We start from the raw sequence: 15,278 nt of genomic DNA on the forward strand, positions 1-15,278 counted from the left end.
CACGCTCAGCCGCACATCATCTGCTCGATCTCCTCCGGCCCCAATGCCTCAAGCAACTCCTCCAGCCGATCGGGCCGGAAGGCGTCCGCAAGCACCTCCACCCCGTCGGCGGACCAGGAGATCCGGACACGTACGAGGCGACCCTCCGGATGCGCGGCGTACTCCTCGGCCTCAATCAGGTCGGGCAACTCCGGCACAAGGCGGTAACACACCTCCGCGGACGCCTGCTCCGTCGGTTCCGATGCTGCTGCACGCATGGCCCGTACCTCCTCGTCGTCGGAAGAATCCTCCCGGGATACTTCGTACGCGCATAAGGGCAGTTGGCGCTGCTGGCACTGGCGCCAGATCACCGCCATACCCCCGCCACCTCCACCCGACAGTGCCCGCACGCACCATCCTTGAGGCCCCCTGCCGTTTCGAGCCCCCACACTTTGCGGGTGACCAGGGGCCGCACACACCGGGGGCAGTAGGTCGTGCGGCCTTCCGCTCCCAGGGCACGTTCCACGTAGACATGGCGCAGACCAGCGGCGTGCCCGATGGCGCGTGCGTCGGCGAGGCGGTCCGGGCTCGTCGGCAGGCGATCGGCCATCCGGAAGGTCGGTGTGAAGCGCAGCAGGTGCCACGGGATGTCCCGGTCGAGCGACACCAAGAATCGGGCGATCCGCTCCAACTGGCCGTCGTCGGCGCTGGTCCCTGGGATCAGCGGGGTACTCACCTCCACCCAGACCCCGGCGTCGCAGAGCCGCCGCACCGTGTCGAGCACTGGGGTGAGCGAGGCACCCGTGAGACGCCGGTGTGGCTCATCCTCGGCGGCCTTCACGTCGATGTTGACGGCGCTGAGCGCGGGGGCGAGCCGGCGCGTGGCCTCCGTTGAGAGGAAACCGTTGCTCTTCCATATGACAGGTACGCCCGACGGCCGTGCCTGCTCAGCGAGTTCGAGGGTCAGTTCGGCGGCAAGCGAGGGCTCGGAGTAGGAGAGGCCCACCGCTGCCCCCTCCCGGGCCGCTGACTCGACGACCTCGAAGACGTTCACCGGCTCCGTGGCAAGCTCGGTGCCGCCGTCGCGGCCGTACTGCGAGAGCCGGTGGTTGACACAGTAGGAACATCGGAAGGTACAGCCCGGCGGGGCGAGCGTGAGCACCCGCGTGCCGGGGCGGAAGTGGTAGAAGGGCTTGCGCTCGACCTGGTCCCAGTGGGTGACCGCGGTGGACCGGGTCAGCGTCTCGATCGCGTTGCCGCGCCGCCTGCGCACCTGACATGCACCGGACTCGCCATCCCGCAACCTACAGCGCAGAGGGCACAGGGTGCATCTGACCCCGCTCTCCGACGCTGCATAGAAGTCAGCCGGTAACCAAGTCAACTACTGTCCTCTCTGGCTCAGTTCAGCCGGATGGCCAGAAACTCAGGGTACGGCAGCGGCCTGTCGCATTGCGCCGTCCGTCCAGCGTCAGCCCACGCAGGTAACAATCCAAACGCACGCTGATCCTTGCGCTTCAACGAAGCCGCCCGCGCCCCCGCGCCCGCCGCCCGGGTTGCGTCCCACGGCGTGGTGTTGGCGACGCGCACCACCGGGTGCGGCTATCCCGACTCCGCATGCCGGCTTCGCGCTCAGCGCGACGAAGTGGCCGCTCCGGCGGAGGAAGTGCCGGCTGTGGGCGGCCGAGGGCCACACGTCGGGGCCACGACCTGCGGCGTCGGATCCACCACACCACGTCGCGAGACGCGATCTTCGTCCGTGACCCACGCCAGATCGAGCAGGAGATCGAGCCGCACGGTATCGGCGTTACAGGCCAGTACCAGGTCGATGACCGGCCGGCGATGCCCAGTGGGTCACTCCCCCTGGATCCGCCGGCTGAGCGGCACACCAGGCAACGCAACGCGAGACCGGCGGCCACCATCCCGTGCACGCATTCAACGCGATGGACATGACGGCACGTCAGTTCATCCAGCCACAATCCAGCCACCGTGACGGTGACCGCACCGTCACACACCGCTCCCGGCAGCCCTCCCGCGCCCCCGACCTGCGAACACGTGCAACCCGTAGCTGTCACCCAAGCTGCTCAAACATTCCCCGGGACCGCGACAACACACCATCCACACAACCCACAAAGCGCCCCTGACCTGCGAATTCATCACGCGAGACCAAGGATGGAATCATTCACACGTTGAACCGAAACTCCAGGTGCACAGTTTTGACCTGCGGAAATGCCCGGAGGACCGGAAAAGATCCAGCCAGGATCCAGCCGTCGAAACCGGGCGAAGGTTGCCACCGGCAAGCACACCTCCTGTCTGGGCGCAGACCCAGCGCGAATCCATCTGGGGTGCAAGCAGTGCCTTCGCTGTCAGTGCTCTTGGACTCAGCGAATCAGATCACTAAGCAGGTCGTCCATGACGCTTTCCTCCTCGACGCGGACCCCGACTTCGGTGAGAGCGGCGGTCAGCCCGGGGTCCCAGGGGGCGGACGCGGGGGTGCCACGCAGCGGGCGCGCGAGCGGCATGGTGGCCGCCGCCGCCCGGTAGTCCACCGCGGTGTATCGCCAGGGGTGCCACGGCACACGGCGCAACAGCCCGCCCGCGATACGCAGGCCGCCCCAGTCGAAGTCGCCGTGATAGCGCAGCCGCGCTCCGGCCGTGTGCAGGAGCCGCAGAAGGGTGAGCGCGGCGGCCGAGGGCTGGCCCTGGAGGCAGACCAGAGGGGCGCAGTCGGCGCCGTACGCATCGGCTGCGGCGGCGACGACCGCGGGGTTCTCGCATACGTACACCGTGGGGGCGGTGGCCGGCGCAAGGGGCGTACCGCCGGCGAGCTGGCGCAGGGTCAGCACCGCCGGCTCGCCCGCGTCGGCCAGCGCGTCGAGTGCCGCGGTGCCGCGCACGCCCAGCGCCAGCACAGTGGCGGACAGGGCGTCCTTCAGCAGGCCCGCCGAGGCCCAGGCCGCCCGGCGCCACTCGGCGCCCTCGCCGTCGGGGAAGCCGGTCAGGGCCCGGACGCCGGAGCGGACCAGGGTGGCGAGCGGGGTGCCGTCGTCGAGGGCGTGGGCGTCGCCGAGCGTCTGGGCCGCGAACTCGGGCAGCGAGCGGGCCGGCTCGGCGGGGAGCGCGACGAGCGCCGACACGGTCGCGGCGAGAAGAGGGCGGGCCGCATCAGGGGTGCGGGCGAGGCGGCGTACGAGGCCGTCCCGGCGGATGCCATCGGCCCAGTCCGCCAGGTCCGCGGGCAGGGTGGCGAGTGGCGCGTACGCCTCCTCCCATGCCCGCATCTCCCCCTCACGGGCCTCTGTGAGCGGCAACACGGGGCCGGTCAAGGCAGTCACGGCGGCGGCCAGGCCCGCGGAGCTGGCACGCGAGCGCCGCAGCACCGCGTCGACCTCGTCCAGCCGTACGCTCAGTGAGCGGCCCGGACGCGGGGCGCGGCCCAGCAGGCGTTCGACGGCCGCGCGCTGTGCGGCCGTGGCGGAGGCGAGCGTGACCGTGCCGGCCAAGGGCTCGCCGCGGGCCATCCGACGGCGGGCGCGCTTCACCAGCCAGTCGAGGCCGGGATCGCCGAGCAGGCGGGTGAGGCGGTCAGGGTCGATGAACACCGCTTCGTCGCCGGCGGGCGGCCCGGCTCCGGCGGGCAGCAAGTCCCCGCTCACTTCCACAGCGGCTCCGCTCCGGGTTCATGGGCGGCGCCGTCCCGCGGCAGGGGGATATCGCCCGGCCCTGCCGCCCTGCGCTCCGGCTCCACCCCCTGGTCCAGGTTCGCCCCATCCCACTCCCAACGCGTGACCAGCACCGCCGCGATCTCGTCCACCCGCGACAACTGCGCGATGGCGATCCCCGGCACCTGCGGATAGCAGGCCCACTCCCGCTCGCTCGTCATCACCACGTCGAGATCGAAGGCGTGCAGCAGGCCGAGGCATTTGGCACGGGAGTCGTCGTCGACACCGGCGAACGCCTCGTCCAGGGCGACCAGCCGCGGCGCGTCCGGTGCGGCGGTGGCGTAGTGGGAAGAGGCCGCCGCGAACAGTGGCACGCTCATGGCCAGCACCCGCTCTCCCCCGGAGGCGGGTCCGGTGGCCGGCACCCACCGGCCCTGCTGGTGGCGTTCCACGCCGAACTCGTGCCAGGAGCGATAGTCCAGTGCCGCGGTGAGCACCTCCAGCCAGTTGCCCTTCCCTCCTCCTGCCCCTTCGTCAGTCTGCTGCCGGGCGATCTGGGCCTGCAGGAACTCCCCGACCGCGGCCCGGTCCTCCGGCGCCCAGGCGTCGGCGGCCTGCCGCAGCCGCGTCCGGGCCCGGTCCAGGCCGGCCGGAGCGTTGCGGGAGGGGCGCCAGATCAGGCGCAGCCGCATTCCGGTGGAGGTGGGGCGGTGTTCCAGCTCGTCGTTCATGCGCCGCACCTGCCGCTCGGCGGCGCCGATCAGCTCCTGGAGGGTGCCGGCGACCTCGGTGAGCAGGTGGGTCTCCAAGATCTCGCGCTCGTGCGCGGACAGGATGCGCTGCAACTCGGCCACCTCGACCGCCAGCGCCTCCGCGAGTTCGGGCACGGCCCGCTCCCTGCCCTGGTAGCGGACGTCGACGACCATGCCGTCGTCGGTCATCCGCGCGCTGGCGCCGTGGCCGCCGCGGGAGAGGGCGTCCTGCAGCTTCTTGTACTCCTCGCCGAGCCGCTTCTGCACCCGCTCCCAGGCGCCGTCGGAGTCGTCGACGCCGGCTTCCGCCAGCTCCGCCTCCACGGTGCGGGCGAGCGTGATCGCGGGCTTCGGCGCCCAGCCGCCGATGTCCTGCGCCAGCACCGCCACATCCGGCAGCGCCACGGCGAGCAGCCCGGTGGCGGCGAACCGTTGCAACGCGGCGATCGCCTCGGCGCGGGCGGCGGTGGCCTCCCGGGTGTCCTTCTCCAGTTGCTCGATCCGCCCCTCCGCGCGCCCGGCGCTCTTCTCCGCCGCGGTGTGGTCCGTACGCGCCTGCCGCTGTCCCCGCTCGCACACGTCCCGTGCGTCCGCGGTCGCCGCCAGCCGCCGCTGCAGCTCGGCGACGGCTGCGCCGACCGTGCCGCGGAGCGTGGCGTGGCGCTCCCCGGCCGCCGCTGCCGCACGGGCCGACTCCTCGGCGCGTACGGCCAGTTCCGCCACCCGCTCCCCGGCCCGCTCGGTCTCGCCGCGGTCCTCGGCGGCGGCGCGCGCGGCGGCGGCCCGTTCGCGCAGAGCCGGCCACAGCGCCGCAAGTACGGCGGTGTAGTCGGCCAGTGCCTGCCGTACGGCGGTCAGGCCCGGCCGGTCTGCGGGCAGGTCCACGGCCGCGGCGGTCTCCGCCAGTTCGGTAGCGGCGGCCTCCGCCGCGCGGACGGCCTCGCGGGCCGTCCCGGCGTGCTCGTCGCGGCGGCTACGGGCCCGGTGGGCGGCCTCCGCGGCGGCGGCGGTCCGCGCGTGGGCGTGACGAAGGTCCGCCTCGTCGGGGACCGCGGCGAGTTCGGCGTCCAGGGCGCGGCGGCGGGCGGTGAGTGCGTCCCGCTGTGCCTCCAGCCCTTCCCGTGCCGCCGCGAGTTCGCCGAGTTCACCACGCAGCTCGGCGATACGGGTCCGACGGGCCTCCTCGCGGGCGCCTTCGCCCACGTACACGGCGGCGTCCTTCGCCCAGCTGCCGGTCAGCGCACCGACGCGGAAGCGGCCGTCCGAAGCCACCCAGGTGTCACCGTGTCCGCTGCCGGGACCGCCCTCCGGGCCGGCACCCAGGCCGATCGCCCCGAGCAGCCGGACCACCGCCGCCTCGCCCACCGCGGCGGCCCGCGTGTCGCCGTGGTCCACCGCCGGGCGCAGGGCCCCGTCGAGCCGGGGGCGCGCGGTGAGCACAGCGCCGGGGGCGAGGAGCACGTCGTGTCCGTCCGCCGTGAGCGCCGTGCCGTCCGGGCACACCCAGGCGTCCAGCAGCCCGGATGCCTCCAACGCCGCTTCCAGGCCGGCGCGTTCCTCCGCACCGACATGCTCACTAAAGTCGACAAGACGCCACAGCGGCGCGCCCGGCGCCTCCTCGCGTAGCCCGGGGGTACGGGTGTGGGGCACCGGCGGCCCAACCTGGCCGCCCGCTTCGAGCCCTGCCAGCTCCCGCTCGGCCGCCTCCCGCCGGGCGCCGAGGTCCGTCAGCCGCCGACCCAGCGCCGCCGACTCGTCGGCCAGCCGCGCGGCCCGTACGCCATGGGCCCGGGCGGCGTGCTCGCGGGCGGGTGACGGGCCGGTGAGATGAGTCGTCCAGTCCGTCAGGACGTCGAGCAGCCCCTCGGGGTCGTCGACGGCCAATTCGGCGCAGTCCCGGAGATGGTCGCGTACGGCGGCGACGAGCACCCGTCCCGCGGCGGCAGCCGCCGCCTCGGCCTCGGCCTGCCGCTCGGCGGTGTGCCCGGCCTCCTGCTCGGCCTCGTCCAGGCGGCGGGCGGCGGCGTGGCGCTCGGCCGCCGCCTGCTCGGCCTGCGCCGCCAGGTCCGCTACGTGGTCCACGGTGCGTCGCCTGCGGTCCACCGCCTCCTCGGCCGCCCGGCGCAGCTCCGCTTCCGGGACGCCGTCCGTCCGCAGGCCGCCGGTGAGCCGGGCGGCCCGGGCAATCTCCCGCTCCTGCTCCAGGGTCCGCGCAAGCTGGTCCTCCGCTTCCCCCAGCCGGGCGGTGGCATCCGCGAGCCGACCCAGCGCACGGGTGTGGTCCTGCGCTGCCTGCTCCCGGTCGGCCTCGGCACGCCGCAGCTCTGCCTCCGTGCGCCGGGCGTCGTCCGCGGCCTGCTCCAGCTCGCGGGCGCTGCGCATCTCCGGCCCCGCCCGCAGCGCCTCCTCCTGCGCCTTCAGCCGTACGGCCGTCTCCTCCAGCTCCGCGATCCGGGCCTCGGCCACCTGCCGGTTCGCTTCCGCCTGCGCCAACTCGTCCCGTGCTGTGCCGAGGTCGCGGCCCAGCTGCTCGTAGCGGGCGTGCTCGGTACGCGGCAGCCGTGCGCGGCGGCGGGCCGCGACGCGGGCGTAGCGGCGGTAGTGAGCGAGGAACGCGGAGGAGGCCCGCTCCGCCTCGGCCGCCTGCCGCAGCTCCTCCTTCTCCTCGTCCAGCGAACGGAACGCCTCTGCCACGTCCGCGACCACCGCCTGGTCCAGCGGCGGCAGCGCCTCCGTCAGCGCCCGCGACAGAGCGGCCTCACTGGGCCGCTTCGAAAGCTGCGGCTGACGCAACTGGATGAGCAGGTCGACCAGGGCGGCGTAGCGCCGCTCGCCGAGCCCGAACAACGTCTCGTCGACCGCTCTGCGGTACGCCTTGGCCTGGTCATAGACCATGCCGCGGCCCGCGACGGCCTCCGTGAGCCGGTCGCGGGACAGCGCGGTGCCGGTGGCGTCGACGAGGCTCAGCTCCGCGCCGATCCGCTGGTCGGTGACGGCGTACCAGTGGCGGGCGATACCGCGGCCCGCGACGGCCTTCAGCCCGCACAGGAGGGTGACGAAGTGCGGCTGCCCGGTGCCGGGGTCGAGTCGGCCGAACTCGATCCACGTGTAGCCGAGCCGCTCGGAGTGCGGGTGTTCGCCGCCGAGCAGCAGGTTCCACTCCATGCGCTTGCCCGGGTCGGCGTCCGGCTCCACGCGGCGCGCGGACAGGTCGCCGTCCAGCAGGAACGGCAGGGCGAGGGCGAGGACCTTGGATTTCCCGGTGCCGTTGTTGCCGCGCAGGAGCAGGCGGCCGTCGCGGAACCAGAACTCCTCGGTGTCGTAGTAGAAGAGGTCGACCAGGCCGATGCGCAGCGGACGCCACCGGCCGGGCGCGGGGCGCGGGAGGGCAGTCACTGATCGGGGGCCTTTCGGGAGCCGGGGAGGGGGCGTACGACGGGTTCTCCCACCGCGTAACGGGCGAGTGCCGGCCGTGGGACGACTCCTGCTGCCGTACGGGCCACCAGGCCCAGCGCGGTGAGCCTGTCCAGGGCCTGGCCGGTCAGCTCCGCCTCGGCGCCGGGCTGCCGGGCGCTCTTGGCCCAGAACCCGGCGTGCTGCCGGGCCAGCTCCCGCACCCTGGCGCCGAGCGCGGCCTCGGTCACGGGTCCATCCGCCGCGGCCAGGTGCTCGGCGAGCAGCAGCGTGACATGTCCGTACGTGCCCTGCTCGGGCATACGTACGTCGGTCAGGTCGTAGGAGGCGCCGCCCGGGCGAAGGTCGCCGGGAGGGTCCACCATCGCGATGCCTTCGGCCCTCACCTCCGCGACCAGCCCGGTCAGTTCGGTGATACGGGACGTGAGGAAGGCCCGCTGCCGGGTCAGATACATCAGCTCCTCGTCGGTCAGCTCGTCGTAGTACAGCACCGGGTCGTCGAGCAGCAGCCGGGTGAGGCGGTAGCGGATGGCGCGGAAGCGCAGCTCATCACTGTCCAGCTCGGTCTCGGCGGTGATGTCGGCCAGCCGCTCCGCGAAGCCGGCCGCGGTGACGAGCGAGGGGCCGCGGCGGGCGGCCAGCAACCCCGCCAGCACCCGCCGCTCCACGTCGTACAGCACGTCGCCGGAACCGGAGACGTACGCGTCCTCGTCCCCCGCCACCCGGCGCAGCACCCCCAGGTGCAGCAGCAGCCGCACCACGGCCGCGAGGTCGAGGCGCTCGTCGCGCCGATCCAGGGTGAACTCCAACCCGGCCGCGGCCAGGTGCTCGTCCGCGGCGTCGAGGACCACCTGCTCCGCGAGCCGGCCGAGCGCGATCTGTGCCTCGCCGCGCTCCAGCGCTGCCAGCGCCAGGCACAGCAGCACGTACCGGCGCCGGGTGAACGGCGCCCGCGACCGGCTCACTTCGCGCGCCGGATGCGTGGGGTCCGCCAGAGCGCCGGGGACGCGCAGCAGCCGGGCGGACTCGGCGTCCACCCGCAGCGGCCAGCCGGTGTTGCGGTCGAACCACTCGCGCAGCTCGGCGGCATGGCGCCGGACCAGTCGGAAGCTGTCAGCCTGCGGGCCGCGGGCGAGCAGCAGCGGCTCCTTCAGCAGCGCGCGAGCCGCCTTCTGCAACTCGGCGCTTCGGTGGGCGTCCAGGAACTCGCCGAGAGGGCTGCTCACGCACGGACCCCCGTGTCCACCGGCATGTCCGCGGACGTGTCCACGGCCTGTACGGCGCCCACCCGGGTGATGATCTCCACCAGGTGATCCGGCCCTCGGAACACGCCGCCCGGCGTGCGCACTTCCGCCCGCCCGCCGTCCTTGAGAGCCGTGAGGCGGATCTCCATCGTGCCGTCGGTGCTGGTCGCCGTGGTGGTCAGGGTATCGGGGCACCAGGTGGCCAGCGCATCCCCGAGCAGCCGCAGGAACAGGCCGAACGCCACCGGGTCGAGTTCGCCGACCTGGGACAGCCGGATCTCGCCGCCGGTGGCCAGCCGGGCCCGGGCCTCGGCGATCTCGGCCGCCTGCCTGCCCGCGTACTCGGCCAGCCGCCGCCGCTCGGCGGAGCGGTCCCGCACCCGCCGCGGTTTGCCGCGCCGCTCGTAGCTGCCGGTCCTGCGCAACTGCGGGCTGATCCTGAGCGGCTCCGCCTCCGCCCAGGGCGTGGCGGGGGGCACCGGTTCCGCGGCCCGCGCCGCGAGGGTGTCGGCGTCGATGGTCAGGTGCCGGGCCGGATAGAGACCGAAGGCGGCGCGCCACAGCCGGTGCCGGGCGCCGTCATCGGGTGCCTCGGCGAACCAGCGGGCCAGCGTGCGGAAGTCCGCGGAGCGGTCGGTGCGTCCGGCCCGCCGCTCGTTGAGCTGCCGTACGACGGCCAGCAGTTGCGGGATCGCACCGAGTGCCCGGCCGCGGAGCAGCCGGGCCTGCGACTCGCGGCCGTCCGCGGAGACGAACCAGGAGGCCAGCCCCGACCACCGGGCGGCCCACCGCTCATACGCCTGGGCCTGCGCGGACTCCGCTTCCTCCGGGGCGGCGTCGGCCGCTTCCCGGCCGGCCGCGAGCCGCAGCAGGACCTCCACCCGCCCCTGCTGCTCCAGCTCCCCGATCAGCCGGGCGATCCGCCCGCCGAGGGCGATCAGGTCCTGGATGAACCGTTCGAGATACTGGATCAGCCGGTCCTTGTACGCGAGGAAGACCTCGACCTCCACGCCGTGCAGATCGATGGTGCGCTGCAGGGAGCCCATGAAGGCCCGCGCGTTCTCCGCCAGCGCCGCGAACCGGTCCGCGAGCGCGGCCAGCGCCAGATGCGCCTTGGCCGCGTCCGGCTCCTCGTCCGCCGCGAGCACCAGCAGCGCCCGCAGCTGGGTGATGATGTCGTGCAGCGCGACTGCCTGCAGTGCGCCGCGCCGCCCCAGCGCCTCGTCGTACGCCGCAAGGGCCACCTCCACCGCCTCGCCGGCCGGAGTGAGCTGGTAGATGAACCGCTTGCGGTAGAAGTCCTCGACCGCGGTGACGCGCGAGGTGTCCGGATCGGCCCGCAGGTTGCCCCACTGCACGAGGCTGTCCAGCGCCTTGGCCACGGCCTCCACCTCGGCCGGCCGCTCCTCCGGCGGCAACGCGGCGTGCACGTCCTCCGGCCGCAGATGCACCGCGAAGCGCTCCTTGGCCCCGGTGAAGACGGCCATCACCTGCCGGTAGAGGGCGGCACGGGGAACCGTGAGGTGGGCGAACGGGCCGTGCCCGGCCTCGTGCGGCGCGGATTCGGGAGCACTCATCGCAGGGCATTCTTCCCGAGCGACACCGCGTTGGTGCAACTGTGGCCGGATCCTCCCGCACCGCAACCGCTTTCCGGCACGGATACCGTTCGCTGCCACCGATGCCGACGCCCTGGGACGCGGCCCCGGCCCAGATCCCCGACACCCACCGCCCCGGCACCGCCGTCCTCATCCGCGCCGACAGCGCCGGAGGCGCGAAAGCCTTCCTCGCCCACATCCGAGCACTGCGCGAGCGGGGTACCCACACCTCCTTCTCCGTCGGACATCCCGTCACCGAACCGGTCCGCCGCGCAATCCGGGCCCTGCCCGACCATCTGTGGCGCCCCGCACTCGAGCAGGACGGCACCCTGCGCACCGGCGCCGAAGTGGCAGAACTGACCGGCATGGTGGACCTGGCCGACCACCCGGACGACACCCGGATCATCGTCCGGCGCGAGCGCCCGCACCCCGGCGCCCAGTTGTCCCTGTTCGATCTCGACGAGGGCATGCGCCACCAGGTCCTCCTCACCGACACCCCTCACGGCGAAAGCTCCCTGCAGCATCTGGAGGTCCGCCACCGCGCACACGCCCGCATCGAGGACCGCATCCGCTGCGGCAAAACCACCGGCTTCGGCCGATTTCCCTCCCGCCGCTTCGCCATCAACACCGCCTGGCTCGAACTGCCCCCGACCGCCATCGACCTACTCACCTGGGCCCAAGTTCTGCTACTGGACGGCGAACTGGCCTACGCCGAGCCGAAGAAGCTCCGCTACCGGCTGCCACACGCAGCCGCCCGCACCACCCGCGGCGGACACCGCCTCCACCTGCGGACCTCCGCCACCTGGCCCTGGCGCAACGATCTCGTCACAGCGTTCACCCGCCTCGCCACCCTGCCACGGCCAGCCACCTGACCGGCAGCACCGTCCCTGCCCACCCACGACCCGAGGAACTGGAGCACCCGACCCGAACGTCGGGCCCCAGCCATGCCCGCATGACAACAGGCGACCAACAACCACAGTCCGCCGCGACCAGCCCGGGTGACCCCTCCAACCGAAACGGGGAGGCTAGGGGGTCGTGGGTGCTTGGGGGCGCGTTCGCATCCCGCGGATCCGGGGTGACCCCCGTGCCGACGGTGTTGCCGCCGTCCGGAGCCAGCACCGTGTTGACCCGCCTGCGGGCGATCGCCCACTCCTGCCATTCCAGCTCGGCCGCGGCCAGCTCGGCCTGGATACGGCAGCCTCCTCACTCAGCCCGTCGGCTCGACGGCGAGCGGCGAACTCGTACTGTCTCCAGTAGCCCGACCCCGACGGCATTCGAGGCCTCCCGGCGAGCGACGACACAACAGGCCACAGCTCCCACGGAATCACCAACCCCAAGCTTGACCAGCTGAAACGCCGTCCTCAAGTTCGGCAAGCCAACAGCCACCCACCCTTACCGCTTCAGGGGCGGCGGCGCCGTGCTGCTTCTGACCACCAGGCGGGTGGGAACGATGTCCGTGCCGGATCGGGGGACGTCGTGTTCGTGGATCTGCCGCAAGACCTCCTGGGCACTTTTCCGGCCCACCTCGGCGAAGTCCTGGTGGACGGTGGTCAGGGGCGGGGCGAAGTGGGCGGCATCGGGGAGGTCGTCGAAGCCGACCACGCTGATGTCGCCGGGGACGGCCTTGCCTCGTTCTTGGAAGGCGTGCAGGAGACCGAGTGCCATCTGGTCGTTGGAGGCAAACACCGCGGTGCAGTCCGGCTCTTGTGCGAGTTCGAGGCCGGCCGCGTAGCCCGATTCGGCGGTCCAGTCGCCGTGCAGGGGCGGTGGCACAGGCCGTCCGGCTTCCTCGAGCACGGTCTGCCATGTCTGGGCTCGGCGCTGGCTTGCGTACGACGTCTCCGGACCGGTCACGTGCCAGACGGTCTCATGTCCGAGTTCCAGCAGGTGGCTGATGGCCTCTCGGGTGCCGCCGGCCTGGTCGGTATCGACCACGCGATAGCGGTCTCCGGCGTCGGAGTCCACGACGACCACGCGCACGCCGGGCGGCAGCTTCACGGTTCCCGCGTCAAGCAGGTGGACCTCGATGAAGACGATGACTGCGTCGACGGCCAGTTCGCCCATCCGGGTGAAGGCGCCCAGCACACTGTCCTGGGTCGGAATATCGACGGGGATCACCGTGATCGCGTATCCCTCGGCCGCGGCCTGGGCCGCGATCGCTTGCACGGTGTCGCTGTGGCCGGTGGCGGAGAGGCTGTGGAGGATCACGCCGATGGTCTTGAACTGCCCGTACCTGAGGGCGCGCGCGGCACTGTTGGGCCGGTAGCCCAGTTCCCGCATCGCGGCCTGCACCCGCTCCCGGGTCGAACCGATCACGCCGGGATGGCCGTTGGCCACCCTGGACACGGTCTGACGTGAAACGCCGGCAAGCGCGGCGACGTCGGCCCTCGTGACGTGCTGCCTGTGGCGCCCGCCCGGTACGGCCGAACCGACTTGCTGTGCGCCCACCGCAGGAACAGGATCCTGCTGTCCCCGCTCACTCAGGTCCATCGGGCCTTTGCTCCTGTCTGTCCACTCGTCGCCGTCCGCTGAAGGCTCCGCGGCGGAAGTTTTAACGTGCGAGAAACCTTGACCTCTCGCCGTGACGGGTGCCACGCTACCGCATCATGGTCACGTGACCATCCCTCTGCGGGCTGGATGGTCACGCGAACAAGGTTTGAGTCGGCGCGTTGAGCCGGACTCTATGTTCACGTGACCACGCAGTGTGGTCAGCGTTCGCGCAGCAAGGAGTGAAGCGGTGGTCGCAGCACCACAGGCAGGGGTTCTAGGTGCCAGGAGGCCATCGGCCTCGAGACGGCGGTCATGGGTCGGCTGGCGGTTCGTCGGGCCGTTCGTGGCGGTGTTTGCGCTGGTCTTCCTCGCGCCGATCGGCTACTCGATCTACCTGAGCCTGTTCCGTACGCAGCTGATCGGCGGAACGACCTTCGTCGGGGCCGACAACTACACCGAGGCGCTGGGGGACGCGCAGTTCTGGTCCGCCTTCGGGCGGGTGGCGGTCTTCCTTGCCGTGCAGGTCCCGATCATGTTGCTCCTCGCGCTTCTGCTGGCCCTGGCGATCGACAGCGGCCGCCTGTACGGGGCGGGCTTCTTCCGGATCTCGGTGTTCCTGCCTTACGCGGTGCCGGCCGTCGTCGCGACGCTGATGTGGGGCTTCATGTACGGAACCCAGTTCGGCCTGGTCGGCAACATCAATGAGGCGTTCGGGATCTCGCTTCCCGACCCGCTGTCGCCCGGTCTGGTCCTGGCGTCGATCGGCAACATCGTGACCTGGCAGTTCGTCGGCTACAACATGCTGATCCTCTACTCGGCGCTGAAGGTGATCGATCCGGCGCTGTACGAGGCCGCGGAGATGGACGGGGCCGGGCAGCTGCGGATTATCCGGGCGATCAAGCTCCCGGCGCTGCGCGGGGCTCTGTCGATCGCGACGATCTTCTCGATCATCGGCAGTTTCCAGCTATTCAACGAGCCGAGCGTCCTCAAGAACCTGGCGCCAAATTCGATCACGTCCAACTTCACGCCGAACCTCTACGCCTACTCGCTGTCGTTCGCCGGACAGAGGTTCAACTACTCGGCCACGGTCGCCATCGTCATGGGCGTGATCACGATGATCATCGCCTACGCCGTCCAGCTGCGCGGCATGCGAAAGGAATCCTGATCATGGCGACCACGACTCCCCGCGTTGGGCACAAGCCGCGCACCGCACGGCACGCGGGTGCCAATGCGGGCCCGCTGCTGGTCCGCCCAGCCCGGCGCGCCTCCCGCCGGAAGCGGCGCAGCGCCACGCTGACCGCCCTGACGGTGATCATGCTGGTGTACACGTTGCTGCCGCTGGCCTGGCTGGTGATCAACGCGACCAAGACGCAGAAGGGGCTGTTCGACTCCTTCGGCCTGTGGCTGGATGGCGACTTCGCCCTGTTCGGCAATATCGCCGACACCTTCAGCTACGACGACGGGATCTTCACCCGCTGGCTGCTCAACACCGTGCTGTATGTGGTGGTCGGGGCGGGCGGCGCTACGTTCCTCGCGACGCTCGCCGGATACGGGCTGGCCAAGTTCGACTTCCCCGGCAAGAAGGCTGTGTTCGCGACCGTCATCGGAGCGGTCGCGGTGCCCGGTACCGCACTGGCGGTTCCCACCTTCCTGATGTTCTCCGAGATGGGGCTGACCAACACTCCGTGGGCGATCATCATCCCGTCGCTGGTCTCGCCGTTCGGCCTCTACTTGATGTGGACCTTCGCCACCGACGCCGTCCCGAAAGAGATCCTGGAGTCGGCGCGCGTCGATGGCGCCGGCGAGTTCCGCACGTTCTTCCGGATCAGCCTGCCGATGCTTGCGCCGGGAGTCGTCACCGTTCTTCTCTTCAACGTGGTCGCGACCTGGAACAACTACTTCCTGCCGCTGATCATGCTGAAGGATCCCGACTGGTACCCGCTGACCCTCGGCCTGAACAGCTGGAACGCCCAGGCTTCCACCGTGGGTGGCGAAGCGGTCTTCAATCTCGTGATCACCGGATCACTGCTCACCATCGTCCCGCTGATCGTGGCGTTCCTGCTGCTCCAGCGGTACTGGCAGTCCGGCGTGTCTGCCGGAAGCGTCAAGGGCTGATCTGCGCCCGCCGACTGCCATCCCTCCCCA

The 15,278-nt window shown here is 71.8% G+C and carries 9 protein-coding genes and 1 pseudogene; 3 read left to right on the forward strand and 7 right to left on the reverse strand.

All coding sequences use genetic code 11. The annotated features are described in order from the left end of the window. Positions 1-5: 5 nt before the first annotated feature. From T328_RS10770 to T328_RS10795, 6 genes are all read right to left on the reverse strand, one after another. Positions 6-257: a radical SAM-modified peptide, FtsH ternary system-associated gene (locus T328_RS10770; RefSeq protein WP_496495761.1), complete on the reverse strand. Its 252-nt coding sequence runs from the start codon at positions 255-257 to the stop codon at positions 6-8. Between the two features lie 89 nt (positions 258-346). Further along, complete coding sequence (amrS, locus tag T328_RS10775) at positions 347-1,360, reverse strand: AmmeMemoRadiSam system radical SAM enzyme (protein ID WP_496495718.1); 1,014 nt, start codon at positions 1,358-1,360, stop codon at positions 347-349. A gap of 997 nt (positions 1,361-2,357) precedes the next feature. After that, positions 2,358-3,632: a TIGR02679 family protein gene (locus T328_RS10780; RefSeq protein ID WP_496495719.1), complete on the reverse strand. Its 1,275-nt coding sequence runs from the start codon at positions 3,630-3,632 to the stop codon at positions 2,358-2,360. After that, on the reverse strand, positions 3,629-7,786 hold the full coding sequence (locus T328_RS10785; RefSeq protein ID WP_496495720.1) for a TIGR02680 family protein: 4,158 nt from the start codon (positions 7,784-7,786) through the stop codon (positions 3,629-3,631). Before T328_RS10785 ends, T328_RS10780 begins: the two co-directional genes overlap by 4 nt. Next, complete coding sequence (locus T328_RS10790; protein ID WP_496495721.1) at positions 7,783-9,030, reverse strand: TIGR02678 family protein; 1,248 nt, start codon at positions 9,028-9,030, stop codon at positions 7,783-7,785. Before T328_RS10790 ends, T328_RS10785 begins: the two co-directional genes overlap by 4 nt. After that, positions 9,027-10,625: a TIGR02677 family protein gene (locus tag T328_RS10795; RefSeq protein ID WP_496495722.1), complete on the reverse strand. Its 1,599-nt coding sequence runs from the start codon at positions 10,623-10,625 to the stop codon at positions 9,027-9,029. The genes T328_RS10790 and T328_RS10795 overlap by 4 nt, the downstream gene beginning before the upstream one ends. Positions 10,626-10,741: 116 nt before the next feature. Here T328_RS10795 and T328_RS10800 point away from each other — a divergent pair. Then, positions 10,742-11,515: pseudogene (locus T328_RS10800) on the forward strand (transposase); the annotation flags it as partial. A 520-nt stretch (positions 11,516-12,035) separates the two neighbouring features. On the opposite strand, the gene T328_RS10805 reads toward T328_RS10800, so the two are convergent. Beyond that, positions 12,036-13,133, reverse strand: a complete 1,098-nt coding sequence (locus T328_RS10805) for a LacI family DNA-binding transcriptional regulator (RefSeq protein WP_496495723.1) — start codon at positions 13,131-13,133, stop codon at positions 12,036-12,038. Between the two features lie 247 nt (positions 13,134-13,380). Here T328_RS10805 and T328_RS10810 point away from each other — a divergent pair, with 247 nt between their 5' ends. Beyond that, the gene (locus tag T328_RS10810) at positions 13,381-14,298 is read left to right on the forward strand and encodes a carbohydrate ABC transporter permease (RefSeq protein WP_496495724.1); all 918 of its coding nucleotides are present in this window, start codon (positions 13,381-13,383) and stop codon (positions 14,296-14,298) included. Positions 14,299-14,300: 2 nt separating this feature from the next. Further along, on the forward strand, positions 14,301-15,248 hold the full coding sequence (locus tag T328_RS10815) for a carbohydrate ABC transporter permease (protein ID WP_496495725.1): 948 nt from the start codon (positions 14,301-14,303) through the stop codon (positions 15,246-15,248). The last annotated feature ends 30 nt before the right edge of the window (positions 15,249-15,278 follow it).

The sequence above is a fragment of the Streptomyces sp. CNX435 genome (assembly GCF_059570575.1).

Coding starts and splice junctions, on each gene's coding strand:
- T328_RS10805 (WP_496495723.1), bottom strand. CDS start 13,133: ATGGACCTGAGTGAGCGGGGACAGCAGGATCCTGTTCCTGCGGTGGGC.
- T328_RS10770 (WP_496495761.1), bottom strand. CDS start 257: ATGCGTGCAGCAGCATCGGAACCGACGGAGCAGGCGTCCGCGGAGGTG.
- T328_RS10815 (WP_496495725.1), top strand. CDS start 14,301: ATGGCGACCACGACTCCCCGCGTTGGGCACAAGCCGCGCACCGCACGG.
- T328_RS10795 (WP_496495722.1), bottom strand. CDS start 10,625: ATGAGTGCTCCCGAATCCGCGCCGCACGAGGCCGGGCACGGCCCGTTC.